We start from the raw sequence: 26,047 nt of genomic DNA, 5'->3' as shown, positions 1-26,047 counted from the left end.
GCCTGTTCGAGGGCGCGGTGCGCACGGGCCGTACCTGCACGACGGTTTCCTCGCGCAGGAGTAATACTCATGAACCTTGCTCTGCTTAAAGAGTTCTTCGCCGGCTTCCTGCGGACCCGGCACATTGCCCGGCACTTCCGTCGCCTGGCCATGCTTGAGACCGTCAACGACGCCAGCGTCAGCCGCGAAGTGCCGCCGACCCTGGCACAAACCCTGGTCGGCGCGGCTAACAGCAGCGCTGTGCAATTGCTCGGTACGCTGGGCAGCCACACCGACGGCCTGACCGCCGCCGAGGCCGACGCCCTACGCGTGCAGTACGGCCTCAACGAGGTCGAGCACGAGCAGCCGCTGCCGTGGTGGGTGCACCTGTGGCACTGCTATAAAAATCCGTTCAACCTGCTGCTGACCCTGTTGGCGGTGATCTCCTGGCTGACCGAGGACATGAAGGCCGCCACGGTGATCTTCTCCATGGTGGTGCTCTCGACCTTGCTGCGCTTTTGGCAGGAGGCCAAGTCCAACAAGGCCGCCGATGCGTTGAAGGCCATGGTCAGCAACACTGCCACGGTGCTGCGCCGGGATGACGGCAAGCGCATCGAACTGCCGATCAAGCAACTGGTGCCGGGCGATCTGATCGTGCTGTCGGCCGGTGACATGATTCCCGCCGATTGCCGCGTGCTCAGCGCCAAAGACCTGTTTGTCAGCCAGGCGGCGATGACCGGCGAATCGATGCCGGTGGAGAAATTCGCCCTGCAGCAGGACGCCCAGACTCGTAACCCGTTGGACCTGGAAAACATACTGTTCATGGGCACCAACGTGGTTTCCGGTGCGGCCACGGCGGTGATCCTCACCACCGGCAACAGCACCTATTTCGGCGCGCTGGCCCAGCGGGTCACCGCTACTGACCGTGCCACCACCTCGTTTCAGCATGGGGTGAACAAGGTCAGTTGGTTGCTGATCCGCTTTATGTTCGTGATGGCGCCGCTGGTGCTGTTCATTAACGGCTTCACCAAAGGCGACTGGACCGAAGCGCTGCTGTTCGCACTGTCGATTGCCGTGGGCCTGACCCCGGAAATGCTACCGATGATCGTCACCTCGACCCTGGCCAAGGGTGCGGTATTTCTGTCGCGCAAAAAAGTCATCGTCAAGCGCCTGGACGCGATCCAGAACTTTGGCGCGATGGACGTGCTGTGCACCGACAAGACCGGCACCCTGACCCAGGACAAGATTTTTCTGGCACGCCATGTCGACGTGTGGGGCGAAGAGTCCGACGACGTCTTGGAAATGGCCTACCTCAACAGTTACTACCAGACCGGCCTGAAAAACTTGTTGGACGTGGCGGTGCTTGAACATGTGGAAGTGCACCGTGAACTGAAGGTGGGTACGGCGTTTCAGAAAGTCGATGAGATTCCGTTCGACTTCAACCGCCGGCGCATGTCGGTGGTGGTGGCTGAACAAGGCCTGCCGCACCTGCTGATCTGCAAGGGCGCCGTGGAAGAGATTCTGTCGGTGTGCAACAGCGTGCGCCACGGCGACACCAATGAAGCGCTGACCGAAGAACTGCTGGCGCGCATCCGGCAGGTGACTGCTGCTTTCAATGAAGAAGGGCTGCGCGTGGTAGCGGTGGCCGCGAGGCCAATGACAGCGGGGCGTGACACCTACAGCCTGGCCGATGAAAACGACCTCACGCTGATCGGTTATGTAGCGTTTCTCGACCCGCCCAAGGAAAGCACTGCACCGGCACTCAAAGCGCTCAAGGCCCACGGCGTGGCAGTCAAGGTGCTGACTGGCGATAACGAACTGGTCACCGCAAAGATCTGCCGCGAAGTCGGCCTGGAGCAACAGGGCCTGCTGATGGGGAACGACATCGAAGCGATGACCGACGCCGAACTAGCCGTGGCGGTGGAAACCACCAACGTGTTCGCCAAGCTCACGCCAGCTCACAAGGAGCGCATTGTGCGCCTGCTCAAGGCCAACGGGCATGTGGTGGGCTTTATGGGCGATGGCATCAACGATGCACCGGCGCTGCGTACGGCGGATATCGGTATTTCGGTGGACAGCGCGGTGGACATCGCCAAGGAAGCCGCGGACATCATCCTGCTGGAAAAGAGCCTGATGATCCTGGAGGAGGGCGTGCTGGAAGGTCGGCGCACCTTCGCCAACATGCTCAAGTACATCAAGATGACCGCCAGCTCCAACTTCGGCAACGTGTTCTCCGTGCTGGTCGCCAGCGCGTTCATTCCGTTCCTGCCGATGCTGCCGATGCACCTGCTGGTGCAGAACCTGCTGTATGACATCTCGCAGATCGCAATTCCGTTCGACAACGTCGATGCGGACATGCTGGCCAAACCGCAGCGCTGGCAGCCGGGGGACGTGGGGCGCTTTATGTTGTTCTTCGGGCCGATCAGTTCGATCTTCGACATCACCACCTTCGCCCTCATGTGGTACGTGTTCGATGCCAATACACCGGATCACCAGACGCTGTTCCAGTCCGGCTGGTTCGTGGTGGGCCTGCTGACCCAGACGCTGATCGTGCACATGATCCGCACCCCGAAAATCCCGTTCCTGCAAAGCCGCGCGGCGCTGCCGTTGATGGTGATGACCGGCGTGATCATGGCGGTGGGCATCTTTTTGCCAATGGGCCCGCTGGCGCACTACTTCAAATTGCAGGCGCTGCCATCGCTGTACTTTGTGTTTTTGCCGGTGATTCTGCTGGCGTACATGGGGCTGACCCAGGCGGTGAAGGGCTACTACATCCGTAAGTTTGGCTGGCAGTGAAACGGGGCGATTTACCATGCAGGCAATCAACAACATCAACCTCGATTCCCTGATCGATACCCTGGTCAGCCTCACCGCGGCGTTTATTCTCGGTGGGCTGATCGGCTTCGAACGTCAGTACCGCCAGCGCACGGCGGGGCTGCGCACCAACGTGCTGGTGGCGGTGGGCGCGGCCATTTTTGTCGACATGGCCAACCGCCTCGGCGGTGCGGACGGCGCGGTGCGCGTGGTGGCGTATGTAGTGTCGGGCATCGGCTTTCTGGGCGCGGGCGTGATCATGCGTGAGGAAGGCAATGTGCGCGGGCTTAACACCGCCGCCACGCTGTGGGCGTCGGCGGCGGTGGGTGCCTGCGCCGGCGCGGACCTGATTCTCGAAGCGCTGCTGGGCACCTTGTTTGTGCTGGCGGCCAACACCTTGCTGCGGCCGATCGTCAATAACATCAACCGTCAGCCGCTGGATGTGGTGTCGGCGGAGGTCACCAATATTCTGTATGTCATCGCGCGGCGTACCCAGCAAAAGGCCGTGTTGGCATTGCTCGAAGCGGAACTGGCGCGCTGCAACTACCCAGCCAGCGACGTGGACGTGCGCCCGTTCGGTCCTGAGGAAGTGGAGATCGAGGCCACACTGGCCGTGACCTCGGTGGACGGTGACGAGTTGGATGCGCTGGTGGCGCGCATCTCCATGTCGACCCTGGTGGTGCAGGCGTTCTGGAGCCCCAGTACCACCGAGTAAGCCCCTGAGGGCGGACGCCTACGCTGCCGAGCTTGGCTATGCTCTAGTGAGGAAAACTCCTACAAGTATTCGGGACTAGCCCTTCATTTGAACACGCGCACCGTTGCTATGGTTGCGCGCTTGCGCCCGCTTTGCATCAAGGCGCAACGCTACGTTTTTACTGTGTGTTCGAAAAAGAGGGGGCCTGTACTGCCTGTAGGCGTTGCGCTGAGTGATCAGAACCGTTTGTCGGAACTGTTACTTTTCACAGGTAGATGAGGCTCGCTTGATATGTAAGCGTATTGATCCTCCCAGGGGAGTCTTATGAGCAACAAAGCTTTAATTGTGGATGATCATCCTTTTATACGTGCCACCGTCAAATACCTGTTGAAGCAAGAAGGCTTCGATAAGATTTTTGAAGCAGGCAATGGTGCCGATGCGATGCAGATTGCCCGAGAGGAACGCCCGGACCTGGTCATTCTCGACTTGGCGATGCCCAAGCTCGGGGGGTTGGAGGTTATCAGTCGTATCAAGGCCCTGGAACTTCCCTGCAAGATCCTGGTGCTCACGTCGTATCTGGCGGAGTTCTTTTCCACTCGCTGCATGCGCGCCGGTGCGATGGGGTTTGTCGCTAAAACCGGTGAACTCGATGAACTGCAAAAGGCTATCAGAGCGATCCGCTCGGGCTACAGTTGTTTTCCCAGCCTGGCCACCAGTTCGGTACGCCGTGACGATCTGCAGTCCTCGGAGAAGGAATTGGTGGATTCGTTGTCGGACCGCGAACTGACTGTGTTGCAGAAACTGGCCCTGGGCCTGGGCAACAAGCAGATCGCTGCGGATATGCTGTTGAGTCACAAGACCATCAGCACCTACAAAACCCGGCTCAAGGAAAAACTACGCATGTCCTCGGTGGTGCACTTGTCCAAGTTCGCCCAACGCAATCATCTGATTTGAAATGATCACCTCTCGGCTGGCGAAACTCACGGCCATCCTTCTGATAGGGCTGTTGCCGCAGGCGGCGATGGCCCTGGACGAACCGCATCAACTGCAGTTGCTGGGTCACTCCACCCTGAAAGACGCTTCCGTGACGCTGGACGAAGCCGACTGGCGCTGGCTGCGGGAGCGCCGCGTGCTGGTGATGGGCGTGTCCGGGCCGGATTACGCCCCGTTTGACTTGACCAACAACAAGAACGAACTCGAAGGCATCACCGCCGATTATGCGGCGTTGATTGCGGACATATTGAATGTGGCGGTTGATGTGCAGCGCTTCGACACCCGCGATGAGGTGATCGAAGCCCTCAAGACCGGTGTCGTAGATTTTGTGGGTTCGGCCAATGGCTATGAAGCGGCCGACCCGCAACTAGTGCTGTCCCGCTCTTATGCCAATGACCAACCGGCATTGGTCACACGCAGCGGCGACAGTCACGCCCTCAGCGCGGACCTGGCGGGCAAGCGCGTGGCGATGCTTTACCACTATATGCAGCCCGACGCCGTACAGGCCTTTTATCCCGATGCGCAGTTGCTGTTGTTTGGCTCGACGTTCGAAGCCATCGGCGCCGTAGCGTTCGGTCAGGCGGATGTGTACCTGGGCGATGCGATCAGTGCGCGTTACCTGATCAACAAGAACCATCTCAATAATGTGCGCTTGGCGGATTTCTCTGCGTTGGAGGTCAACCCGTTCGGCTTTGCCTTCGTCAAGGACAATACCCGTCTGCTGACGATTATCAACGCTGCGCTGGCCGCGGTGCCGGCTAACCAGCAGATGGAAATCCTGCGCCGCTGGAGTGCAGGCGGCAGCGGCTTCCTGGACGCCGACCGGCTGCGTTTGAGTGCGAGTGAGCAGCGTTGGCTGGAGAAAAATCCCCGAGTGAAAGTGGCGGTGCTCGATAAGTTCCTGCCGCTATCGTATTTCAACGAGCAAGCGCAATTCGAAGGGTTGAGCGCCGAGGTCTTATCGCGCATCAGCCTGCGTACCGGTTTGAAATTCGATGTGGAGCGTGGCAGCTCGCTGCCTCGGCAAATTGATGAGGTCAGTACTGGGCGAGCGGACATGCTGGCGGTCGTCACGCCAAGCGTGGAACGCTCGGAGAAAATCCGTTTTACCCGGCCCTACCTGTCTAACCCCTATGTACTAGTGGTGGCCTCCGGCAATGAGAACCTGATCACCCTGGAAGACATGGTCGACAAGCGTCTAGCGTTGATCGGCGGTGGCGGTCTGGCGTCCTACATCGCCGTGCACTACCCGCGAGTTGTTTTCGTCGATGTGGAAAACCCTGAGCAGGCCATGGAATTGGTGGCCAATGGCAGTGTGGAGGCTGCCGCGGTTTCGCTGATCAGCGCGCGTTATATGATCGCGCGCCATTACCGTGATGGACTGCGCATCACCAGTACCATCGGCACCGAGCCGGCGCGCATCACCTTCGGGGTCAATCGTGGCCAACTGGAGCTGTACTCGATTCTCGATAAAGCCTTGTTGAGCATCACGCCAGAAGAAATGGACGAGCTGACCAATCACTGGCGCAACGAGATCATCGTGGAAGACAGCTATTGGATGCGTCATCGCAATGTGATTATTCAAGGCTTTGGCCTCGCCGCGTTGCTGCTACTGGTGACGTTGGGCTGGATCCTCTATCTACGCAACCTGATTCGCAAGCGTGCCCAGGCCGAGCGGGCGTTGAGCGATCAGATGCGGTTTATGAGCGTGCTCATCGACGGCACCCCCCATCCGATTTACGTGCGTGACCGCCAGGGTCGGCTGATGGCCTGTAACAATGCTTACCTGGACGTGTTCGGCTTCAAGCTCGAAGACGTGATCGGCAAGACCGTGGTGGAAACCGACACCGGCAACCCGCCTCAGGCCCAGTCGTTCCATGCCGATTACCTGCAGTTGATGGAGCGTGGCGAGCCACAGATTCATGATCGCGTGCTCAAGCTTCCCAGTGGCGAAGTGCTGACCATCTATCAATGGATGCTGCCGTACCGTGACGGTGACGAAAAGGTCGTGGGCATGATTGCCGGCTGGGTCGATGTCAGTGAGCGCCAGCGCTTGCTGGGCCAATTGCAGGAAGCCAAGGAAGACGCCGACGCCGCCAACCGCGCCAAGACCACGTTCCTGGCCACCATGAGCCATGAGATTCGCACCCCCATGAACGCCGTGATCGGCATGATCGAACTGGCGCTGAAGAACGCCGAGCAGGGCCGAGCCGATCGCGATGCACTGGAAGTGGCCTCGGTGGCCTCGCGCGGCATGCTGGAGCTGATCGGCGATATTCTCGATATCGCGCGCATCGAGTCCGGCCATCTATCCCTGACCCTGGCTCCGGCCAACCCGCACGAACTGCTGACGTCAGTCGCACGTGTGTTCGAGGGCCTGGCGCGAGACAAGGGACTGGCGCTGCAGGTGGAACTCGATCCGTTGATCGACTGTGCGGTGATGCTTGACCCGTTGCGCTTCAAGCAGGTGGTGTCCAACCTACTGGGCAATGCGATCAAGTTCACTGCCACCGGCCAGGTGCGCCTCGGCGCAATGGGCGCGACCCATCTGGACGGTCACTTGAACCTGAGGTTATGGGTTGAAGATACGGGCATCGGCATCAGCGCCGAAGACCAGCAGCGTTTGTTCAATCCATTTATACAAGGCGGCAATCACGAACAGTCCGCGCGCAGCGGTTCGGGCCTGGGCCTGGTGATCAGTCGCAACTTGTGCGAGATGATGGGCGGCCAACTGCACCTCACCAGTGTGCTGGGCAAAGGCACACGGATTGACGTGGCGTTGGTGCTGGCACTGACGACCGAGGCGCCGGTCTCTTTGCCTGTGCCGCACATCCCGCCGGCCCGGGCGCTCAACATCCTGGTGGTGGACGACTACCCGGCCAATCGCGTGCTGTTGGCGCGGCAACTGAGTTTCCTTGGGCATCATATCGTGACGGCCGACGACGGCGAGCAAGGGCTGGCGTTGTGGCAGAGCGGGCATTTCGATGGGGTGATCACCGATTGCAACATGCCCCTCAAGGATGGTTACGCGCTGACCCGCGACATCCGCGCCCAAGAGCGCCAACGTGGCCTGGTGCCGTGCCTGGTGTTGGGATTTACCGCCAATGCCCAGCCCGAAGAAACCGCGCGTTGCCGTCAGGCCGGCATGGACGGGTGTCTGTTCAAACCAACCGGTCTGGAGGATTTGCGCTCGGCGCTGGCGCCACGCACAGCGTGTGTCGTCAGCGACGAGGCTGAACCGGCGTTCAACTTGAGTGCATTGACCGCGCTGACGGGCGGTGACAAGGCCGCGCTGGAGGAGCTGTTGGCGCCGTTGCTTGCCAGTCTTAAAGAAGATAGCGCCATGTTGTCGACGCTGTACGAGCAGCGCAATTTCCCCAAGCTGCATGATTTGGCCCATCGCGTTAAAGGAGGGGCGCGTATGGTCAAAGCCCAGGTGCTGATCGCGTGCGCCGAAACCTTGGAAAACGTTTGTGAGCGTCGTCAGCTCGACGCCTTGGGCGCGGCGGTCGAGGCCATAAGGTCGGCCATCGACAGCCTGCATCACAGCTTGGCACTTCGCTGCAATCAGACATGACGGGGATAGAAGGTCATTCGGCCGATTTGGGAGAACTCCTACGTGAACGGGGAACATGCCTGATTTTGTCGTCGGAATATGTCTGGACAATGGGCGGGGCTCAATCACGAGCACTGCCTGCCCAGGGGGGTTGCCATGCCGAACAAAGCACTGACTATCCTGATTGCCGATGAACAGCACCTGCAACGGCTGTACATCGAAAAAATGCTCAATCAATTGGGGTACCACCGGATTGTCCCGGTGCAAACCTTTGAAGAGGTTCAGATACTCACGGCCATCCCGGCCGAGCCGTTTGATGTGCTGATCATCAATGCGGGGCTCCTGGTCGATACTTGCGAGCCGCAACCTCAGGCGCGCCATGTGCTGGTCTACGACCACCTCGATCTCTGCAAGCCGACCGGCGCTACGCCGGCGGTACTGGTGCGCTTGCCGGGTGTGCCTGACAACGTCAATCTCGAACACTTCATGGATATCATCGACCCACCCGAGGCCGCTACCGGCCTTCGGGTGTTGCCGTGGCTGCGCGAGCTATCGCGCCAGCCGGTGGCAGGCGCCTAGCCTCACTGCGAAACGATGCCTGGGCCGCTCAGCGGCGGACATGTCCGCACTACGCGGCGAGCAAGTTCGGCTGAATCAGCAGCGCTCGCGCAAGCGTTTTGCCGCGCCGCGTAGCATCTGCTCGGTGCCATCCCAGCCCAGGCATCCATCGGTCACCGACACACCGTATTGCATCGACGCGCCCAAGGGCTGGCAGCCCTCGAACAAATGGCTTTCAAGCATCATGCCGATCAGCGAGGTGTCGCCCTGCAGGCGTTGCTCCAGCACGTCGTTGAATACCGCCGGTTGCCGCAATGGGTCCTTGCCACTGTTGGCATGGCTGCAATCGACCATGACCCGAGCCGCCACCTTGGACTTGGCCAGGTCGCCCTTGACCTGCGCCACGCTCTGCGCATCGTAGTTCGGGCCACGGTGGCCACCGCGCAGCACCAGGTGCGTATCAGGGTTGCCTGAGGTCTGGATGATCGCCGGATGCCCCTGGCTGTCGACGCCGAAGTGGCGATGTGGGTGGGCCGCCGAGCGCATGGCGTCACAGGCGATGGCAACGCCACCGTCGGTGCCATTCTTGAAGCCTACGGGCATGTCCAGGCCGCTGGCCATTTCGCGGTGGATCTGCGATTCGGTGGTGCGCGCGCCAATCGCCACCCAACTGAGCAGGTCGTCGAAGTACCCGGCGGCCATGGGTTGCAGCAGCTCGGTCGCGACCGGCAGGCCCAGACGCAGCATTTCTCGCATCAATTGGCGTGACAGGGTCAGGCCGGCGGCCATGTCATCGCTGCCGTCCAGGTGAGGATCATAGGCCAGGCCTTTCCAGCCGATGGTAGTGCGCGGTTTTTCGACGTAGGCACGGATCACCAGCAGCATCTGGTCGCTGACGTCGAGGGCAAGTTTCTTTAACTTGCGCGCGTATTCCATGGCCGATTCCGGGTCGTGGATCGAGCACGGGCCGACAATCACCAGCAAACGCGAATCCTCGCCATTGAGGATGGCACGCACGGCTTGGCGATGGGCGTGGATCTGTTCGACAAGGAACGGACTGAGCGGCAACTGGTGCTTGAGCTCAAGGGCGCTGGGCAGACGCTGGGTCAGGGCCTGATTGGCGCTGATCAGGGTGGAGACGGGCAGAGCGGCGACGGAGGAGTTCATATTCAAAGCTTCCTGGGCGAGCAGCGGGCGATTCCCGCGCTCGGCCCTACAGGGGTGTTCGACAATTGGCCATATCGGCGATGTGTGTTGGTTTGCCACCCATAGGTGACCGATCGGAGGCGGCAGACTGTCCCGAGCGGAGCTGGCTAAATCGCCATGCGGTGGAAGTGTCGTAGCGGTAATAAGTGGCGTAGTTCATGTCGTGCTTCCTGTTAAATATTCGTGATCAAGCAAAAAGAATAAGGGCCAGAAAAAACAAAACCCCCGGTCGGGGAGCCGACCGGGGGTTAGATTTCTCTGGCAGGCGACCCCTTGAGTAGTGGCCGCCGATTTCAGGTATCAGGCGCGCCAGTGGCTAAACCAATACCCAAAATAAAAGCTGACAGGTGCGCTCGAACCGTTCACGCAGGCGACCGACACCGAACGCATGGCGCTGGCGGCTAGGCAAACCTGAGGGTGGGCGAGTTGCAACATGTTATGTCTCCAAACGATGGCGGGAGCTTACTAGAGACGTGCGATGGGATTCAATCGGTAATTTCTATTGCATGATGGGACTTACCGCTATGGGGGAGTGCCGATATGCTGGTAACACGTTGCGACTGATTATTCGGACACCCCATGACGGCCTTGACTCTTGCTGCGGCTCAATCGATTTCCCTCCCCGGCGATGTACCCGCCAACATTAGGCAGCACTTGGCGTTTATGCAGGTGGCGGCAGAACAGGGCGTACAACTGCTGGTATTCCCTGAGCTGTCGCTGACCGGCTATGAACCTTCGCTCGCGGCCGACTTGGCCATCGCACCAGACGCTGCGCAACTGACGCCTTTGCGCGTAATGGCCAGAGAGCTACGACTGACCGTCGTGGTGGGGATGCCGATCCGGATGGCGCCCGATGCCGGTGTCATGATTGGCGCACTGGTACTGGGAGCGGATGGTTCCCGGGCGGTCTACACCAAGCAGCACCTGCATCCAGGCGAAGAAGTGGCGTTTGCCCCGGGGCAGGGCGGTGTGGCCTTAGAGTTCGGGGATGACCGCATCGCTTTATCGGTATGTGCGGACTTCACTCATGCCAGTCATCCGCATGCCGCCGCTGAAGCGGGCGCGAATGTCTATGCCGCCAGCGTGCTGATCAGTGAAGGCGGTTATGCAAAGGATTGTGCACAGTTACAAACTTACGCCGCCGAATATCGTCTGTTGGTGTTGATGGCCAATCATGGTGGCCCTTCGGGGGGCTGGGATTGTGCTGGTCGTAGCGCAATCTGGTCCCCCGATGGCCGATTGCTTGCCGCTGTGCCTGGCGTGGGCGAGGCGCTCTTGGTGGCGCGCCGCAATAACGACGTGTGGGCGGGCCACGTAGTGGCGCTCTGAATGATGTTTAACCTGCGCGCCGCCACGGACAATGACCGAACTTTCGCCCGAACCCTGACCTATGAGGCGATGAGCCGCTACTACCAGCAGTATGGTTTGCTGTGGTCCAACGATGGCTTTGATGTGGCGTGGGGCGGTCGCGAAAACTGGCTGATCTGCCGCGAGGCTTCAGTTTTGGGCTTTATCAGCTTGAGCCGCGACAGCAAGGCGCTCTACATCCGTGAGCTGCATATGCTTGAAGGCTGTCGTGGGCTGGGTGCCGGCAGTTGGGTGTTGCAGCAAATGGCCGTGAAGGCGCAATCCTTGGGGCTATTGCGATTGACCGTATTCAAAACCAACCCGGCGCGCAGGCTGTATCAGCGCATGGGGTTGAGTATTGTTGGCGAAGAGGATTGCTTCTGGCGCATGGAGCGCGACTGTCGCCCAAGCTAAACAGTGCGTGTAAACCTAATAAGCGCATACTGGCCTCAGGAGTCGACTTCCTGATCGTTGTTTTGGCCCTCAGCCTCAGAAAGGATGATCCCTTCTTTCATGCCCAAAAGGACCGCTACCTTATGGGCTTCTCCACGTCGCCCCTTTTTGCGCCCAGCGAGCACTTGATAGGTGGTTGCCGGATCTACGCCATGTTCACGGGCGAACGCTTGAACTGACTTTCCTTGATGTTCCAGCCAGGCCTTGGCTTGTGCAGCAGTACGGATTCCGGGCATAGTTCAAAACCGTTCAAGTTCGTTTAACGAAGAGATGATGGTGTCACCTCTTGGGGTGTGCCAACTAGGATCATACATCCAAATGAGTGGAATCGGTTCGCGTTTGAGGCAAGAAAGAGAGCGACTAGGCCTGTCGCAGAAAGTTTTTGGTGAAATTGGAGGTGTCGAAGCCAATGCACAAGGTAAATATGAAAGCGGCGGGCGCGCGCCTAAAGCCGATTATTTATCACGCGTCGCTGCAAGAGGCGTGGATGTGCTCTATGTATTGACTGGCACCGCCACGCCCCTTCAACTCGATAATTTGAGCCAGATCGAAGAGAAAGTATTGGGTGACTACCGCGCGATGTTCAAGGAGGACCAAGATGCAATTCGTCGCCTCACCTCCACCTTGGCCGAACACAGCGCTTCAGTGAACGGAAAATCCAAGGTCCAGCCCTCGGATTCCTGATCTTTCGTCCAGCAATTGCGGCTATCCGCCCCTCGGCGGATGGCCTTTGCTTATCCAACGTCCATATATATGACGCGTGCAGCTAGGTCTGCGCCTTGGTTTTTTGCTAAGGTGTTCAGCAACCTATAAGACCATATCGCGAGGTGTCTGCTTGATTAGGGTGCTAGTAGTCGATGACCATGATCTCGTTCGTACAGGCATTACACGAATGCTGGCTGACATCGACGGCCTGCAAGTAGTCGGTCAGGCCGAGTCGGGGGAAGAGTCCCTGATCAAGGCCCGGGAATTGAAACCCGATGTGGTGTTGATGGACGTCAAGATGCCAGGCATCGGCGGTCTGGGTGCCACCACCAAATTGCTGCGCAGCCATCCGGATATCAAGGTCGTGGTAGTGACTGTGTGCGAGGAAGACCCGTTCCCTACGCGCTTGCTGCAGGCCGGCGCGGCCGGTTACCTAACCAAGGGCGCCGGCTTGGCGGAAATGGTGCAAGCCATTCGTTTGGTGTTTGCCGGTCAGCGCTATATCAGCCCGCAGATTGCCCAGCAGTTGGCTATTAAATCGTTCCAGCCCACCAGCGACTCGCCGTTCGATGCTTTGTCTGAGCGGGAAATCCAGATCGCTTTGATGATCGTCGGTTGCCAGAAAGTGCAGGCCATCTCCGACAAGCTGTGCTTGTCGCCCAAGACCGTCAACACCTACCGTTATCGTATCTTTGAGAAGCTCGCCATCAGCAGTGATGTTGAATTGACCCTGCTCGCGGTGCGCCACGGCATGGTGGACGCCAGCGCCTGACATGACCACGCCGTTTGATCCCAGCGCCTTTCTCTCGACGTGCAGCGGCCGCCCCGGCGTGTACCGCATGTTCGACAGCGAGGCGCGCCTGCTTTATGTGGGCAAAGCCAAGAACCTGAAGAACCGCCTGTCGAGCTACTTTCGCAAGACCGGACTCGCGCCGAAAACTGCGGCCCTGGTGGCGCGTATCGCTCAGGTCGAAACCACCATCACCGCCAACGAAACCGAAGCGCTGTTGCTTGAGCAGACCCTGATCAAGGAGTGGCGGCCCCCCTATAACATCCTGCTGCGGGACGATAAGTCTTACCCGTACGTATTCCTGTCCGACGGCAACTTCCCACGCCTGAGTATTCATCGTGGGGCCAAGAAGCAGAAGGGCAAGTACTTCGGGCCGTATCCCAGCGCGGGGGCGATTCGTGAAAGCCTGAGTCTGCTGCAAAAAACCTTTTTTGTGCGCCAGTGCGAAGACAGCTTCTACAAAAACCGCACGCGGCCTTGCTTGCAATACCAAATCAAGCGCTGCAAGGCGCCCTGTGTGGGGCTGGTGGAGCCGGCGGAGTATGCCGAGGATGTACGGCATTCTGTGATGTTCCTCGAAGGTCGCAGCAATGCGCTCACCGACGAGTTGTCAGCGGCCATGGAGCAGGCAGCCAATGCCCTGAATTTCGAACGGGCTGCCGAACTGCGCGACCAGATCTCGTTGCTACGGCGGGTGCAGGATCAGCAGAGCATGGAAGGTGGCAGTGGCGATGTCGATGTGATCGCCGCGTTCGTCAACCCGGGCGGTGCTTGTGTGCACCTGATCAGCGTGCGGGGCGGGCGGGTTCTCGGTAGTAAGAATTTCTTTCCGCAGACCGGTATCGACGAGGATGTGGCCGAAGTCATGGCGGCGTTTCTGGGGCAGTACTATGTCAGCAGTCCGGAGCGCGACTTGCCTTCGGAACTGATTGTCAACGTGGTCCATGAAGACTTCCCCGCACTGATCGAAGCCATCCACGAACTGCGCGGCCGCGAGCTGGATATCAGCCATCGCGTGCGTGGCACTCGTGCGCGTTGGCAGCAACTGGCGGTGACCAACGCTGAACAGGCTCTGAGTGCACGCCTGGCCAATCGACAGCATGTTGCCGCACGCTTCGATGCCTTGGCTGAGGTGCTCAATCTGGACGAGCCACCGCAGCGCCTTGAATGCTATGACATCAGCCACTCCAGCGGCGAAGCCACGGTGGCCTCCTGCGTGGTGTTCGGGCCGGAAGGGCCGATCAAGTCCGATTACCGACGCTACAATATTGAAGGGGTCACCGCCGGCGACGATTACGCGGCCATGCATCAGGCCCTCACACGGCGCTTCAGTAAATTGAAGGATGGCGAGGGCAAACTCCCTGACATCCTGTTGGTGGATGGTGGCAAGGGCCAACTCTCCATGGCCCGTGATGTACTCAACGAACTGGCGGTGCCCGACCTGATCCTGCTGGGTGTCGCCAAGGGCACCACGCGCAAGGCCGGTTTTGAAACGCTGTACTTGAATGATGCCGCCCACGAGTTCACCTTGAAGGGTGACTCGCCGGCCCTGCATCTGATCCAGCAGATCCGCGACGAAGCTCACCGTTTCGCCATTACCGGCCATCGCGCCCGCCGTGGCAAAACTCGACGAACCTCAACCCTGGAAGGGGTTGCGGGGGTGGGCCCGACGCGCCGCCGCGACTTGCTCAAACATTTTGGTGGCTTGCAGGAGCTGTCCCGTGCCAGCATTGACGAGATAGCCAAAGCACCCGGTATCAGTAAAAAGCTCGCTGAGTTGATTTATGCGAATCTGCACAGCGAATAGAATGCCTTTCCACCTCGTAGCCAGTTGTGCCGATGAATATCCCTAATCTGATTACCGTTCTACGCGTCCTGCTCATCCCGATTTTTATTTTGCTGTTTTATTTGCCCTACCAATGGAGCTACCTGGCCTCAAGTTCGGTATTCGCCTTCGCGGCAGCGACCGACTGGCTCGATGGCTACCTGGCGCGTCGCCTGGAGCAGAGCACGCCGTTCGGCGCATTTCTCGATCCCGTGGCCGACAAGCTGATGGTGGCTGTGGCCCTGGTGCTGCTGGTACAGGAGCACGGCAACCTGTGGCTCACGTTGCCTGCCGCCGTGATCATCGGCCGCGAGATCGTGGTGTCGGCCCTGCGTGAATGGATGGCCGAAATCGGCGCCCGCGCCCACGTTGCGGTCTCCAACATGGGCAAGTGGAAAACCGCTGCGCAGATGCTTGCCCTGGTGATCCTGCTGGCCAATCCGTCCGATTTCACCTTTTGGGTCCTGTTGGGCTACGCCTTACTGCTCATCGCCGCTGGCCTCACCTTGTGGTCCATGCTCCAATATTTACGCGCCGCCTGGCCTCATCTGCGCACCACCGTTGAAAAGAAATAAAACATTTTTGAATCAAGGGGTTGACGGGTGATGAGGATTCTATAGAATGCGCACCACCAAGACGCGGGAATAGCTCAGTTGGTAGAGCACGACCTTGCCAAGGTCGGGGTCGCGAGTTCGAGTCTCGTTTCCCGCTCCAAATATAGATCTACAGAGTTCCATGGAAGTCTGTAAGTCATTGAAAATAGACGCTTAGGCGTCTTTTTTCGTTCCGTTGGCATCCACTCAAAGCTACGGGTATCTGGACTAGATTTAGTCCAGAATCTAGTCCATAAAAATGGCGGGCTTCGAGATCGGATTGTTGCAGGAGCCCAACGAGTCATTTGCTGAACATCTAGCCCTGAATCCAACCTTCAGGAGGCTAGAAGCATGGCTCTTTCAGATGCTGCCGTCCGGCAGGCCAAGCCCACCGGCAAAGACTACACTCTCGGCGATATTGACGGTCTGTCCCTGGCGGTGACGGCTTCGGGCGGGCGTTCGTGGCACTTCCGTTACTGCTGGAACGGTAAGCAAAAGCGCATGTCGATGGGCACCTATCCCGAAGTCAGTTTGCGTGAGGCGCGTTCCCTTCGGGACGAAGCGCGCAAATTATTGGCGCAAGGGGTCAACCCCCAGGCGCATCGCCGGCACACCCGTGAAGCTGACCGGCTGGCAGAAGAAAACACATTTAAGAGTACGTTCGACCACTGGGTCGAGCATCGGTCGCTCTCCCTCAAGGAAGGCCGGCAAAGCACGCTGTCTCAGATTCGGCGGATCTTTGGCAAGGACGTGCTGCCCACGCTTGGCCTGTGCTCCATCGGTGACATTCGTCGCCCTGATCTGCTAGCGGTGTTGGCGCGGATCGAGCAGCGCGGCGCGTTCACGACTGCCGAGAAGTGCCGGACCTGGTTCAATCAGCTGTTTCGTTTCGCCATGGTCAAGGTTCCGGCGCTAGAGCAGAACCCCGCCTCAGACCTGGACGTGGTGGCGATGCCCAAGCCGTCGGTGGTCCATCAACCCTTCCTGCGTATGGCCGAGCTTCCGGCCTTGTTACACACCTTGCGTGATTACGGCGGGATGGAACAAACGCGGTTAGGAATACGGCTGTTGCTGTTGACGGGAGTACGCACGGGAGAACTGCGTTGGGCGACCCCCGCTCAGTTTGATCTTGAGCGAGGGTTGTGGACCATTCCCTCCGAGGTGGTCAAGCAGTTGCAACTGAAGATGCGCAAAAAGCGCAGGCGTGCGCAGGACATCCCTCCCTATATCGTGCCGCTGTCGACTCAGGCGATGGAGGTGGTGCGCCAACTGTTGAAGCGAGTGCGTCCCGCGCAACGCCACTTGCTGGCCCATCGCAGTAACCTGGACCAGCGGATCAGTGAAAACACCCTCAATGGCGCCCTGCGCCGGATGGGTTATGTCGATCAACTGACGGGGCATGGAATCAGGGCCACGCTGTCCACTGCGTTGCATGAGATCGGTTACCCCAAACCGTGGATTGACGCCCAGCTATCCCACGCGGATCCAGACAAGACCAGTGCCACCTACAACCACGCCGAGTACGTGGAGTTGCGGCGGCACATGATGCAGGACTGGGCCAATCGGCTGGATCTGCTGGAGCGGGGCAATCTGAAAGCTGCCAGTACACGACTGATCATTCGTCTGGAGGGCGTGCCTCAGTTGGGCGAGGGGGTAGAGCTGAATCCTGCGGTTGCTTTGGCTGTGCAGGCGGGATAGGGCCTTGGGTCAGTCGCAGATAGGGGGTTGTCGAACGTAGCTGACGGCATCACTGCCTGCGGGTCGCGCAACAGGTACCCTAGAATTTCATATAAGGTTTGGTTGTTCATGGGGCATTCTCGAGAACCAGGTGACGTCCAAGCGCGTGGGTGGCGAACTCGGGGTTGCGTCATTTTGAGTATTTATCAAATTCGCCAAAATTAATGACTTTGAAGGCACTTAAAGACTCTCGGGAACGCCGAAAAACATTTTCACTGGGCTCAAGGACAATATTTTCAGCTCAAAAAATCTAAAATATGCCCCCAGATTTGCCCCTGCTCGCACCGGGTGTACGAGCGATCGCGAATGGCGATTTCTGACACGGACCTCGGTGGCCGTGGCTGATATTCAGTGCGCCTCCTTATACTGGATGAGCGACCCGTATCTGGCAAACCCTTGCTCGTTCGAAAGAGGACGTGGGTGATGAGTCGATACCTTTAAGCGGCGTTGTCGGGTCTGTTTTTCAGCACCTATCCTTCGCTGTTCATGGCCAGTTAAGCCTTTGGGCCAGGTCGGTGATCAGTCGTTAGGCAAGTGCAACTGCACTTCCATGGCCTCATGCAGGAGTCGGACGACCTCGATCACGTCGTCGTTTGCCAAGCGATAGAACACGACATGGCGCGGGCTTTTGACCGTTCCATGGGGATGTTTAGCCTGCTGGCGTGAGTAGATGAGGTGATAGCTGCGAAGGCCCGGTGCAAGCTCATCGCGGTCGTGGCTGCCAATTCGATAGGGCGTGTCGGCGATAGCTTGTAATGCGGAGAGGATCAGCGCCTGGTAGCGGTGGCGTGCTTGATCGCCGAACTGCGTCTGGGAGAGCCTGAGGATGTCGACAATGTCGGTGCGCGCCGCGTTGGAAATCCGATATTGCGGCATGCTCAGTGTTTCTCGCGCGCGGGGAGGGTGGCCTCCAGGCTCAAGCCCTCGAGGTAGTGCTCCAGATCTCCTTCGTTCAACTGAGTAAAGTGCCCGTGCTCAAGATCCATGATGCCGATCGAGGTCGCCTGACGCAGGGCCTCAATTTTGGCGGTGTCTTCGGCGACGCGCTGTTCCAATAGGCGCAAACCTTCTCGCATCACTTCGCTGGCATTCTGATAACGGCCGGACTGCACCAGGTCCTGGATAACCTGTTCCTGGTGAGGAGTGAGCACAACGTTTCGCGTCGCCATAACTAGCTCCAGGTCCATGCAAACAGGTACTTTTGATTGTTGGCATATTATGCCATTTTCGTTCAGGGGAATAGTTTGGGGCCGACATTCGGCGATCAGCTGATGGCTGACTCGGCGCTAATCAGCAAGATTCAAAGTGATCCACCCATTAATAAAACAACCTGTAGATTGATTGTATGCGTCCGGCCAAGTCATCTACCCAGCCCCGCAAAGCCAAGAGATGGTGTGCACTTAAATTTAAGTGGGCACCAGCTCTAGCCGTTTAAGCGGGTATTTCATGCAGCCAACACGCCGTTCCTATTCCAAATCCTTCAAGGCCCAGGTCATTCAAGAGTGTGCCCAGCGCGATGCTTCGATTGCCAGTCAGCCATAGCCTCAACGCAAACCTCGTCCACGAATGGATTCGGGTGCACATGCACAAAAGCGTCGTGCTTTAAAATGAATTTATTCCATTACCCATGCCGTTGGCCGCAGCAAGTTCGCACGCAGCGTCATCGAATATCTGCGTTGAGATCCAGCACCCACGCGGCATCGTTAAATTGAACTGGCCCACTGAAAATGCTGCTGCATGCGCGACCTTTCTTCGAGACCTGTTGCGATGATCCGCATCGACGCCATCTGGCTCGTCACCGCTCCGATGGACATGCGCGCTGGTACCGAAACTGCGTTAGCTAAGGCGATCGTGGTGTTCGGTGCGGCGCAGCCGCACTGCGCTTATCTGTTCGCCAACAGCCGCGCCAATCGCATAAAGGTGCTAGGAGCTGAAGTGCCCTCAGGTTTCTGGTCCTGAGATAGGTCAGTGACGCCTTCATACGTCTCATCATGTGGGTGCCGAACATAGCCGGTTCAAGGCCAATAGCTTTTTTCCACGCTTGACGATTCGGGCGTACTGCCGGGTCAGGGCTGGTCTGTGAGAGCCAGCAACGCCAGTAAGCTTTTACGGCCGCTCATTTCCTCCGCAGAAGTTGCTCCAGTAATAGCTCACGGCTCGAGGTATGGGGCGGATGAAGCTACTGGGTGCCAAAGTGCTAGTGTCGAGACTTTTTCGATTGCTAGAGCACCGCAAGGAGTAGCGCATGTCATGGCTAATTAAGCTGGAGGGGGCGCCCGATGGTTTTGATAAGTATCTCGCGAGATTCCATTGCCAATCTACCGGACGCCCAAGGCATGCTTAGAAAAACCACGGTGTATGACTTTGGCGGTGCATTCAATGTCTATCGCGCCGATGAACAGCTGGCCTATTTGCAAAATCGCGCAGCCGTCACCGACTCCGTCGAACGGGCGAACCTGGTCCTCAAGTACGAGGTCCATAACTACGACCCGGTAGGTACGTGGTTCATCATGGGCAATAACCCAGGCACCGGCGGGGTGATACCCCTGGGCAGTAGCCTGTTCAAAGAGCTTATCAACGTATTGAAGGGCGAGACGACAATGCACAGCTGTTACGCCTACGGCCCAAATGCCTGCACACGATACTGGCCCGAGGGTCGGCCCGTGCTGGCGCCGGTGAGCCCGCGCAAATAAGGAAATTCAGGATGCAGCTCAAACGTCTGGCGTTAATTGTGTTGATTGCACCTTTTGTCAGCGCTTGCTTTAGCAAGCCCTTCCAGCCCCCCACGGCCGATGCCGACTTGTGGGAGAAGCCCGGCGCCAGCCACCAGGATGTGGTTGCGTCCATGTTGGCGTGTGGTGAAAAGAATGGTTCCGGCATTGATCCCAGGGCCAGCTTCCAGGAGATGGCCCAGCGCTTTGTGTGTATGAAGCGCGCGGGCTACACCCGGCGTGACGGTTTCGATATCTGTGCATCGCACCCCAAGGAGCCGTTGAAGGCCTGCGAGTCGGCGCAATGAAACCACAAAAAAACCGCCTTCTTTTTGAGGGCTCGTCACTCAACACGATAGGGACATCACCTGTGAAATATCCAATCTGCGCCACCTTGGCGCTGTTACTGAGCGGCTGTCTGACCATGTCGGGTGAATACACCGTGACGGCTCAGGACGCCTCCGGCGGCCCGTTAACCAAGCTTGGCACCTTCACCGCCGAGGGCCATAACATCTACCCCATACGCAATGCGTTCTGCCTCAATGCGCCGGGGGCGACGGTCATCATTCGCGATGCCCGCACCGGCGAGGAACTGCGCAGCGAAAGCCCTTATCACTGCCGTTAAGCCTCAAAAAAAGGATTTCCATGAGAGCGTTTCTGATCGCAGGCCTGGCTCTGGCCGTGAGTGGCTGCGGCAATATTTCCAATATCCGTGCTTACAATACGGCCTATGTTGAACCCACATCCGGGGATACCGCACGCTTGCGTGTGATCACCAATGGCATGGCGCGCGGCGTGCCGGGCCGTGACTGCATCGACTGGCGTGTGCCTGGCGCCGGGGTGATGGCCGTGTCCGAGTCCGGCTTTGCGGGGCAGAATAATGGTCGCAGCCTGGGCATGCCCGAGAGCAACCGCCGGGTGGAGCCGCAAGGCTCCGCGCGTAGCGAACTGAAGGTGCCGGCGAACAAGCCTTTTGCCATGAACTTCCAGAGTGAGGGCTATGTTTCCGGCGGTAATTCCTATAGATGCAGGCAAAGCTTTCACTTCACCCCCAAGGCCGGGCAAGATTACGAACTGATCCTGCTCGACGGTGGCCAGTGCCTGGTCGCGTTGCAGCGCTTAAACCCAGCTGGAAAACCTGAAAACGAGCCTGTTGAGAAGGCAGGGCTGTGTAGAGCATTGGATGCCTTTTAGCTTGGGATATTCAGAATTCCAGCGATAGGTAGCTATCCGGACATTGCGGATAGTTCAAACCTAAACGTGAGCCGAATCAATGCGCATCGGGGGCGTGGCCTTTAGCCGACTTGACATACCAGGCGTATCCAAGAGGCAGAGAAGTGAGCCAGCTTGCACTTGCGGAGGAGGCAAGCTGGGCGAAACCAGAACCGAGTTGGTCGTCCGCTTTTGAGGTAGACATCCAGACAAAGGCCAAGCGTTTTCTGGCGCTGTCACGAGATGGAGATAGATGGCATCACCGACCACAATTTTTCTGACATGTCCGCTTATGGCCGAATTCAATCGGTCGTCACAGGCAGAAAACGGCCAGAACCGGATGTTTAAAGCTGGGACAATGAACTTGTCGAATTTCTTCCCGCTTTAAGAGTTTGCCGGCGCGCTTTTACACACTCTGGGCTGGCAAGTAGAGTTAGGAAATCAGCTCGTCCCTTTTTATAAAGTAGGTGCAAATGGTGGCTCCCTTCGTTCTCCAGGACTTTGATGTTGGATGGGTCGCCACCGACGCCGTCGGGCAGGTTGCGCTCTTCACTACGGGGGGGCCGGGGCCGGTTCCTGATTCCGCAATGCCCTCCGTCGAAAACTCCGAAGAATTTGTCCTCTCATTGCCGGAGGTGTCCGATGCAGATCGGGTCACTGCCAGGGCTGGCGTAAACGCTTTCGTTGAATTTGCCAAACGTGGGTTCTTCTCGTACGACTGGTCAGACGTTCATCGCGATTCACGCCAAGCCTTGAGGGGGTATGAGCTGCAATGCCGCCCACTGAATCCACTGACACTTTTCGATTTGCCTGCCCCTTTACGGGCATTAGCTGAGGCTACTCGGCTATCTGATGTAACCTTCGGAGCACCCATCATAGTGATCGGTGATCAGGTTTCTTAGCCTTCATTCGGCGATTCGGAGCCGCTTTTTTGGGCCGGAAGCTTTCAGTTGCGTACCGCAGCTCCCGGCCAATAGCTGCGCTTCGCGATTGACGACTTTCGACCCAAAGCGGTCATCCCGGGGCTAGCTCCCTAGACTGCCTCACAGTTGGGTATTAGCTGCTAGGTGACGTTCCAATCGCTCATCCCCGACAGAACATTAGGACGTCCGGTACAGCTCCTCGCGAATCAGAACCGATGTCGATTACCGACTACTCGTGTCACTCGCAACTCATTAAGCAGATTCGTGAGGGTGGAGCCCATAACACGCGCACAATCGACCCTAAAAATACTGATGAGCAATTTATACTTATGTGCTGATTAATGCTCATCGGTCATCAGCTCCATAACCCGTAGAATGGTGGCCACTTTGGATGGCTAACGGGGCCTCGTCCATCACGAACGGACCATGGGATATGAATCTTAACCGTGCGAATCTTGCCGATTTCGTTTATTTCCTGGCCATTGTCCGGCACGAGAACTTCAGCCGGGCGGGCAAGGAGGTTGGCATCAGTGCGTCTGCGTTGAGCCATGCCATCAAGGGGCTTGAGACGCGTCTCGGCGTTCGTCTCCTCAACCGCACCACTCGCAGTGTCACGCTGACGGCGGCAGGCGAGGAGTTGCACGGCTTTATCTGCAAACCTATGGACGAAATCGCTCAAGCAGCCGAAGCGTTGAATCGTTATCGGGATGAGCCTACCGGGCGTATTCGTCTTAATCTTCTCAGTGACGCTGCCGATCTCTTGTTGGGCCCGGTTCTCCCGGTGTTTAACGACCGCTACCCGGACATGCAAGTCGATTTGACAGTCACCAACCTGATCGTCGACGTCATCGGCGGCGGGCACGATGCCGGTATCCGTTACGGCGGTACGGTGCCCGAGGACATGATCGCTCAGCGTCTGTCGCCGGACATCCGCTGGGTGGTGGCGGGCAGTCGGGGCTATCTCAAACGTTTCGGCGTGCCACAGCATCCGAACGATCTTGTGCAACATCGCTGCCTGCGCATTCGCCTGGGCAATGGTGCCATGTATGACTGGGAATTCGAAAAGGACGATGAGCAGTTGGCAATTGCCGTCCCGGGCTGCATCACCATCGACGAAACACGCGTCGGGCTTTCGCTGGTGCGCCAGGGAGCTGGTCTGATGTACGCCCCGGAGCCTGCGATTGCTCCTCTGGTGGCGCGCGGGGAGGTGATCCGGGTGCTCGATGACTGGGCCAGCGTAGCCCCGGGATTCCACATGTACTTTTCGAGCCACCGGCAGGTCCCGATGGGCCTTACGCTGTTGATCGACCTGATCAGGGAACTTAAACCAATGGGCGAGTGCCTGCCGTAGCCGCATCAGACCTCGACGCGGCTGGGTATCTCAGGCTCGTTTCGAGGCGGCTATATCGACGACGAATCGATAGCGCACATCCTTATCGACAACTCGTGCATAGGCCCGGTCAATCTCGTCTGGATTGATCAATTCGATATCCGCGGTGATGTTGCGTGCCGCACAGTAGTCGATGACTTCCTGAGTTTCGGCGATCCCGCCAATCAGGGATCCAGCGAATGTTTTGCGCCCAAACGCCATCAGCATTCCGCTCAATCCTTGCAAGTCATCCAGAGCGCCGACATTAACGAACGTCGCATCCAGTTTCAGCAGGTTGACGAAGCGCTGCATGGGGTAGGCCTGCGGCACCGTGGAAATGATCAGGTCGAAGTGGTTGGCGAGTCGAGCAAAGGCTGCTTCATCGCTCCACAAGATCGCCTCACCCGCACCCAAGCGCTTGGCGTCCTGAACTTTGCTGGCAGTGGTGGTGAAGACCGTCACCTCGGCTCGCCGAGCGGCACCCAGTTTCACTGCAACATGTCCTAATCCTCCCAGGCCGATGACGGCGACTTTTTGCCCAGGTTTGAGGTTCCAGTGCTGCATCGGTGAGAAGGTCGTGACGCCCGCGCAAAGCAGTGGCGTCATGGCTGCCAGGTTGGCGCCCGACGGCATGCGGATCGCAAAATGCTCGGCCACCACGATGCGTTCCGAGTAGCCGCCATACGTCATCCCTCCCAACACCTTGTCTGGGGATGCGTAGGTGAATGTCGTCCCTTCGAGACAGTTCTGTTCGCGGTCTGCCAGGCAGTTTTCGCAGTTACCGCAAGCGTCCACCATGCACCCGACACCTGCATAATCACCCACCTTGAATTTGCTGACCTGCGCTCCAACAGCTGAGACCTTTCCGACAATTTCATGGCCAGGCACGCAGGGGTAGGGTGTCTCGGACCATTCGCTGTGTGCGATGTGGATATCCGAGTGGCAGACGCCTGCATACTCAATATCGATCAACACATCTTTGGGGCCTACGGCCCGGCGCTGGATCTGCATGGGCGCAAAGCCCGCCCTGGCCCCTTTCGTGCCGTAGGCACGGACGCTGAACGGCCCTTTGAGTTGTGCGGGTTCCGAAGCCTGGGCTACTGATTCGCCTGCTCCGCTCAGCAAGGGAGCAGCCGCCAGTCCTGCTCCCGCCATCAGTACTTTGCGCCGACTCATGGCCGAAGGCGTCGCGTCAGATGTCTTTTCACTCATGCAGCTTCGCTCCTTAGGTTTTCTTGCGGCCAGCAAATACATCGTTGACCACAGGCACTGCGGTAAACACATTTGGCCATCCGGTGTAGAACGCCAGTTGTGTCAGCACCTCAGAGGCTTCTCCCTGAGTCAGCCCGTTGTCCATGGCTCGGTTGAGGTGTGCGCCGAGCTGTGCGACCTGCCCGGTGGCGATTAGAGCGCTGACCGTTATGAGGCTTCGATCTCGTGGGGCGAGCCCGGGTCGTAGCCACAAGTCATGAAAGAGCGCAGCGCTGGTGTAATGCACCACACCCGGTGATACCGGACCGACTGTCTTGTCGACAAAGGTCGTGCGAACTTTCTCGGATGCTTGGTCGATAGGTAGCAGCGGAGGGGACACGGGGGGGAGTTGCTCCACTGTGACGCCGCGCTGGGCGAACACCTGCTTGGTCACCAGGATGGTTGCGGTGGCATTGCCCCAACCGGTGTAGAAAGCCAGATGGTTGATGACTTCGGAAATTTCCGAAGGCTTAACGCCGTTATCCAAGGCCAGGTTCAGGTGGTAGGCCAATTCGACCGTTTGCTGCTTGGAAATCAGCACTGCGAGGGTGACCAGACTGCGGTCGCGAGGAGACAACCCGGGGCGTTTCCACACTTCTCCGAGCAGCATCGATTCAGTGTTGTGTGCCAACGTTGGAGACACGGCACGCATGTCATCCAGGCTTGGAACAGGAGGTACTTGAGCCGAGTCGCCGGGCGTATGGTTGGAGCACGCTGCCAGCAACAATGACAGTGAGGCCAGTCCGGCCTTTGCCCATTTCATCGCGACGCCTCGTACTGTGCCTCAGTGACAGGCTCCAGCCACTCCACATTCTTGCCATCCTGAGACTCCTGGATCGCAATGTGGCTCATCCCGGTCGTTGCAGTCGCGCCATGCCAGTGTTTGACGCCGGGTGGCGTCCAGATCACATCGCCAGGCTTGATAACGATTTTCTCGCCGTTTTCCTGCTGGATCCAGCCCATGCCAGCCGTGACGACCAATGCCTGCCCCAAGGGATGGGTGTGCCACACCGAGCGCGCGCCGGGCTGAAAGGTCACTGCACCTGCCGACACTTTCGAGGGTGCACGTACCGCAATCAGAGGATCGATCCGGGCGCTACCCACAAAATTTCCGGGCGCACCCATTATGGACGCCTGCTCGCCGTTGCGAACCACGTTCATGGTTTTCTCGGTGGGAATTTCGGCGCCGTAACCAGACATTGAGGCCATCAATGTCGCGGCCAGCGCAGATAGGGTGGCGAGTGCTTTCATCGGTAAGCTCCTGCTCGTTATTCGGAGGAGCTGAAACGCTAGAGGAACATCTTCGACAGAACTACCCCTCAAATCCTGCA

General features: G+C 58.4%; 24 protein-coding genes, 1 tRNA gene and 2 pseudogenes. 19 read left to right on the top strand and 8 right to left on the bottom strand.

The features are described from left to right. Nucleotides 1-69: 69 nt before the first annotated feature. The 5 genes from mgtA (at nucleotide 70) to ABX75_RS20485 (ending at nucleotide 8,615) form a co-directional block, all read left to right on the top strand. Nucleotides 70-2,775, top strand: a complete 2,706-nt coding sequence (gene mgtA, locus ABX75_RS20505) for a magnesium-translocating P-type ATPase (RefSeq protein WP_047882556.1) — start codon at nucleotides 70-72, stop codon at nucleotides 2,773-2,775. A gap of 16 nt (nucleotides 2,776-2,791) precedes the next feature. Then, a complete protein-coding gene (locus tag ABX75_RS20500; RefSeq protein WP_034097241.1) occupies nucleotides 2,792-3,508 on the top strand; it encodes an MgtC/SapB family protein in 717 nt (238 codons plus the stop codon). A gap of 303 nt (nucleotides 3,509-3,811) precedes the next feature. Continuing rightward, nucleotides 3,812-4,441 (top strand): response regulator transcription factor, encoded by a 630-nt coding sequence (locus tag ABX75_RS20495; RefSeq protein ID WP_034097243.1) that lies wholly within the window; start codon nucleotides 3,812-3,814, stop codon nucleotides 4,439-4,441. Nucleotide 4,442: 1 nt separating this feature from the next. After that, nucleotides 4,443-8,057: a transporter substrate-binding domain-containing protein gene (locus ABX75_RS20490; protein ID WP_034115555.1), complete on the top strand. Its 3,615-nt coding sequence runs from the start codon at nucleotides 4,443-4,445 to the stop codon at nucleotides 8,055-8,057. 135 nt (nucleotides 8,058-8,192) lie between these two features. Next, nucleotides 8,193-8,615 (top strand): hypothetical protein, encoded by a 423-nt coding sequence (locus tag ABX75_RS20485; RefSeq protein ID WP_034097247.1) that lies wholly within the window; start codon nucleotides 8,193-8,195, stop codon nucleotides 8,613-8,615. A gap of 75 nt (nucleotides 8,616-8,690) precedes the next feature. Here ABX75_RS20485 and ABX75_RS20480 read toward each other — a convergent pair whose 3' ends face one another. Further along, on the bottom strand, nucleotides 8,691-9,761 hold the full coding sequence (locus ABX75_RS20480) for a 3-deoxy-7-phosphoheptulonate synthase (RefSeq protein WP_047882555.1): 1,071 nt from the start codon (nucleotides 9,759-9,761) through the stop codon (nucleotides 8,691-8,693). Nucleotides 9,762-10,379: 618 nt separating this feature from the next. On the opposite strand from ABX75_RS20480, the gene ABX75_RS20475 reads away from it, so the two are divergent. Together ABX75_RS20475 and ABX75_RS20470 are read left to right on the top strand one after the other, a co-directional pair. Continuing rightward, on the top strand, nucleotides 10,380-11,129 hold the full coding sequence (locus ABX75_RS20475; RefSeq protein WP_034115553.1) for a carbon-nitrogen hydrolase family protein: 750 nt from the start codon (nucleotides 10,380-10,382) through the stop codon (nucleotides 11,127-11,129). Continuing rightward, nucleotides 11,130-11,561 carry a GNAT family N-acetyltransferase gene (locus tag ABX75_RS20470; RefSeq protein WP_034115552.1) on the top strand — a complete coding sequence of 144 codons (432 nt, stop codon included), beginning with the start codon at nucleotides 11,130-11,132 and terminating at the stop codon, nucleotides 11,559-11,561. Nucleotides 11,562-11,596: 35 nt separating this feature from the next. Here ABX75_RS20470 and ABX75_RS20465 read toward each other — a convergent pair whose 3' ends face one another. Further along, nucleotides 11,597-11,836, bottom strand: a complete 240-nt coding sequence (locus ABX75_RS20465; protein WP_047882554.1) for a DNA-binding protein — start codon at nucleotides 11,834-11,836, stop codon at nucleotides 11,597-11,599. Nucleotides 11,837-11,918: 82 nt separating this feature from the next. Between ABX75_RS20465 and ABX75_RS20460 the strand changes: the two genes are divergently transcribed. From ABX75_RS20460 to ABX75_RS20435, 6 genes and pseudogenes are all read left to right on the top strand, one after another. After that, nucleotides 11,919-12,284: a helix-turn-helix domain-containing protein gene (locus ABX75_RS20460; RefSeq protein ID WP_034097256.1), complete on the top strand. Its 366-nt coding sequence runs from the start codon at nucleotides 11,919-11,921 to the stop codon at nucleotides 12,282-12,284. Between the two features lie 151 nt (nucleotides 12,285-12,435). Then, nucleotides 12,436-13,077, top strand: coding sequence for a UvrY/SirA/GacA family response regulator transcription factor (gene uvrY / locus ABX75_RS20455; protein WP_010566015.1), 642 nt, complete (start codon nucleotides 12,436-12,438; stop codon nucleotides 13,075-13,077). A 1-nt stretch (nucleotide 13,078) separates the two neighbouring features. Further along, nucleotides 13,079-14,902 (top strand): excinuclease ABC subunit UvrC, encoded by a 1,824-nt coding sequence (uvrC, locus tag ABX75_RS20450; protein ID WP_034097259.1) that lies wholly within the window; start codon nucleotides 13,079-13,081, stop codon nucleotides 14,900-14,902. A gap of 32 nt (nucleotides 14,903-14,934) precedes the next feature. Further along, nucleotides 14,935-15,495: a CDP-diacylglycerol--glycerol-3-phosphate 3-phosphatidyltransferase gene (gene pgsA / locus ABX75_RS20445; RefSeq protein WP_034097260.1), complete on the top strand. Its 561-nt coding sequence runs from the start codon at nucleotides 14,935-14,937 to the stop codon at nucleotides 15,493-15,495. A gap of 63 nt (nucleotides 15,496-15,558) precedes the next feature. Next, nucleotides 15,559-15,634 (top strand) — tRNA-Gly (locus ABX75_RS20440). Between the two features lie 230 nt (nucleotides 15,635-15,864). After that, nucleotides 15,865-17,151: pseudogene (locus ABX75_RS20435) on the top strand (tyrosine-type recombinase/integrase); the annotation flags it as partial. 618 nt (nucleotides 17,152-17,769) lie between these two features. Here ABX75_RS20435 and ABX75_RS20430 read toward each other — a convergent pair. After that, nucleotides 17,770-18,126, bottom strand: coding sequence for a type II toxin-antitoxin system RelE/ParE family toxin (locus tag ABX75_RS20430; protein WP_047882552.1), 357 nt, complete (start codon nucleotides 18,124-18,126; stop codon nucleotides 17,770-17,772). 2 nt (nucleotides 18,127-18,128) lie between these two features. Further along, nucleotides 18,129-18,419 carry a type II toxin-antitoxin system ParD family antitoxin gene (locus ABX75_RS20425; protein ID WP_034097264.1) on the bottom strand — a complete coding sequence of 97 codons (291 nt, stop codon included), beginning with the start codon at nucleotides 18,417-18,419 and terminating at the stop codon, nucleotides 18,129-18,131. A gap of 568 nt (nucleotides 18,420-18,987) precedes the next feature. Between ABX75_RS20425 and tnpB the strand changes: the two genes are divergently transcribed. Beyond that, on the top strand, nucleotides 18,988-19,209 hold the full coding sequence (tnpB, locus tag ABX75_RS20420; RefSeq protein ID WP_103387545.1) for an IS66 family insertion sequence element accessory protein TnpB: 222 nt from the start codon (nucleotides 18,988-18,990) through the stop codon (nucleotides 19,207-19,209). Here the strand turns inward: tnpB and ABX75_RS28655 are convergent. Then, nucleotides 19,175-19,317: pseudogene (locus ABX75_RS28655) on the bottom strand (integrase); the annotation flags it as partial. The gene tnpB and the pseudogene ABX75_RS28655 overlap by 35 nt on opposite strands. Before the next feature lie 212 nt (nucleotides 19,318-19,529). On the opposite strand from ABX75_RS28655, the gene ABX75_RS20415 reads away from it, so the two are divergent. The 5 genes from ABX75_RS20415 (at nucleotide 19,530) to ABX75_RS20390 (ending at nucleotide 23,447) form a co-directional block, all read left to right on the top strand. Further along, entirely contained in the window at nucleotides 19,530-19,943 is a 414-nt protein-coding gene (locus ABX75_RS20415) for a hypothetical protein (protein WP_144419310.1), read from the top strand. An 11-nt stretch (nucleotides 19,944-19,954) separates the two neighbouring features. Then, nucleotides 19,955-20,269 carry a hypothetical protein gene (locus ABX75_RS20410; protein ID WP_053060099.1) on the top strand — a complete coding sequence of 105 codons (315 nt, stop codon included), beginning with the start codon at nucleotides 19,955-19,957 and terminating at the stop codon, nucleotides 20,267-20,269. A gap of 62 nt (nucleotides 20,270-20,331) precedes the next feature. Further along, nucleotides 20,332-20,586, top strand: a complete 255-nt coding sequence (locus tag ABX75_RS20405) for a hypothetical protein (RefSeq protein ID WP_034097267.1) — start codon at nucleotides 20,332-20,334, stop codon at nucleotides 20,584-20,586. A 20-nt stretch (nucleotides 20,587-20,606) separates the two neighbouring features. Then, complete coding sequence (locus ABX75_RS20400; RefSeq protein WP_034097269.1) at nucleotides 20,607-21,155, top strand: hypothetical protein; 549 nt, start codon at nucleotides 20,607-20,609, stop codon at nucleotides 21,153-21,155. Between the two features lie 1,374 nt (nucleotides 21,156-22,529). Next, nucleotides 22,530-23,447 carry a LysR family transcriptional regulator gene (locus ABX75_RS20390; protein ID WP_034097271.1) on the top strand — a complete coding sequence of 306 codons (918 nt, stop codon included), beginning with the start codon at nucleotides 22,530-22,532 and terminating at the stop codon, nucleotides 23,445-23,447. 30 nt (nucleotides 23,448-23,477) lie between these two features. On the opposite strand, the gene ABX75_RS20385 is transcribed toward ABX75_RS20390, so the two are convergent. From ABX75_RS20385 to ABX75_RS20375, 3 genes are read right to left on the bottom strand one after another with little or no spacing between them, the layout of a single operon-like run. After that, a complete protein-coding gene (locus ABX75_RS20385) occupies nucleotides 23,478-24,677 on the bottom strand; it encodes an NAD(P)-dependent alcohol dehydrogenase (protein ID WP_034114467.1) in 1,200 nt (399 codons plus the stop codon). Nucleotides 24,678-24,690: 13 nt separating this feature from the next. Beyond that, nucleotides 24,691-25,479 (bottom strand): carboxymuconolactone decarboxylase family protein, encoded by a 789-nt coding sequence (locus ABX75_RS20380; RefSeq protein WP_034097275.1) that lies wholly within the window; start codon nucleotides 25,477-25,479, stop codon nucleotides 24,691-24,693. Continuing rightward, the gene (locus ABX75_RS20375; protein WP_169869060.1) at nucleotides 25,476-25,967 is read right to left on the bottom strand and encodes a cupin domain-containing protein; all 492 of its coding nucleotides are present in this window, start codon (nucleotides 25,965-25,967) and stop codon (nucleotides 25,476-25,478) included. The genes ABX75_RS20380 and ABX75_RS20375 overlap by 4 nt, the downstream gene beginning before the upstream one ends. Nucleotides 25,968-26,047: the final 80 nt, after the last annotated feature.

This window comes from Pseudomonas sp. ARP3, from assembly GCF_001029595.1.
GTDB lineage: Bacteria > Pseudomonadota > Gammaproteobacteria > Pseudomonadales > Pseudomonadaceae > Aquipseudomonas > Aquipseudomonas rhodesiae.
The sequence above is the reverse complement of the archived record's forward strand: the minus strand, read 5'-3'. Positions and strand labels throughout refer to the sequence as shown.

Bases quoted from the DNA above. Each gene is read 5' to 3' on its own strand.
- uvrC (WP_034097259.1), top strand. From the start codon at position 13,079: ATGACCACGCCGTTTGATCCCAGCGCCTTTCTCTCGACGTGCAGCGGC.
- ABX75_RS20465 (WP_047882554.1), bottom strand. From the start codon at position 11,836: ATGCCCGGAATCCGTACTGCTGCACAAGCCAAGGCCTGGCTGGAACAT.
- ABX75_RS20430 (WP_047882552.1), bottom strand. From the start codon at position 18,126: ATGCCGCAATATCGGATTTCCAACGCGGCGCGCACCGACATTGTCGAC.
- pgsA (WP_034097260.1), top strand. From the start codon at position 14,935: ATGAATATCCCTAATCTGATTACCGTTCTACGCGTCCTGCTCATCCCG.
- ABX75_RS20400 (WP_034097269.1), top strand. From the start codon at position 20,607: ATGAGAGCGTTTCTGATCGCAGGCCTGGCTCTGGCCGTGAGTGGCTGC.
- ABX75_RS20410 (WP_053060099.1), top strand. From the start codon at position 19,955: ATGCAGCTCAAACGTCTGGCGTTAATTGTGTTGATTGCACCTTTTGTC.
- ABX75_RS20425 (WP_034097264.1), bottom strand. From the start codon at position 18,419: ATGGCGACGCGAAACGTTGTGCTCACTCCTCACCAGGAACAGGTTATC.
- ABX75_RS20390 (WP_034097271.1), top strand. From the start codon at position 22,530: ATGAATCTTAACCGTGCGAATCTTGCCGATTTCGTTTATTTCCTGGCC.
- ABX75_RS20475 (WP_034115553.1), top strand. From the start codon at position 10,380: ATGACGGCCTTGACTCTTGCTGCGGCTCAATCGATTTCCCTCCCCGGC.
- ABX75_RS20500 (WP_034097241.1), top strand. From the start codon at position 2,792: ATGCAGGCAATCAACAACATCAACCTCGATTCCCTGATCGATACCCTG.
- ABX75_RS20485 (WP_034097247.1), top strand. From the start codon at position 8,193: ATGCCGAACAAAGCACTGACTATCCTGATTGCCGATGAACAGCACCTG.
- ABX75_RS20375 (WP_169869060.1), bottom strand. From the start codon at position 25,967: ATGAAAGCACTCGCCACCCTATCTGCGCTGGCCGCGACATTGATGGCC.
- tnpB (WP_103387545.1), top strand. From the start codon at position 18,988: ATGCGCGACCTTTCTTCGAGACCTGTTGCGATGATCCGCATCGACGCC.
- mgtA (WP_047882556.1), top strand. From the start codon at position 70: ATGAACCTTGCTCTGCTTAAAGAGTTCTTCGCCGGCTTCCTGCGGACC.
- ABX75_RS20385 (WP_034114467.1), bottom strand. From the start codon at position 24,677: ATGAGTGAAAAGACATCTGACGCGACGCCTTCGGCCATGAGTCGGCGC.
- ABX75_RS20470 (WP_034115552.1), top strand. From the start codon at position 11,130: ATGATGTTTAACCTGCGCGCCGCCACGGACAATGACCGAACTTTCGCC.
- ABX75_RS20490 (WP_034115555.1), top strand. From the start codon at position 4,443: ATGATCACCTCTCGGCTGGCGAAACTCACGGCCATCCTTCTGATAGGG.
- ABX75_RS20460 (WP_034097256.1), top strand. From the start codon at position 11,919: ATGAGTGGAATCGGTTCGCGTTTGAGGCAAGAAAGAGAGCGACTAGGC.
- ABX75_RS20495 (WP_034097243.1), top strand. From the start codon at position 3,812: ATGAGCAACAAAGCTTTAATTGTGGATGATCATCCTTTTATACGTGCC.
- ABX75_RS20415 (WP_144419310.1), top strand. From the start codon at position 19,530: ATGGTTTTGATAAGTATCTCGCGAGATTCCATTGCCAATCTACCGGAC.
- ABX75_RS20480 (WP_047882555.1), bottom strand. From the start codon at position 9,761: ATGAACTCCTCCGTCGCCGCTCTGCCCGTCTCCACCCTGATCAGCGCC.
- ABX75_RS20380 (WP_034097275.1), bottom strand. From the start codon at position 25,479: ATGAAATGGGCAAAGGCCGGACTGGCCTCACTGTCATTGTTGCTGGCA.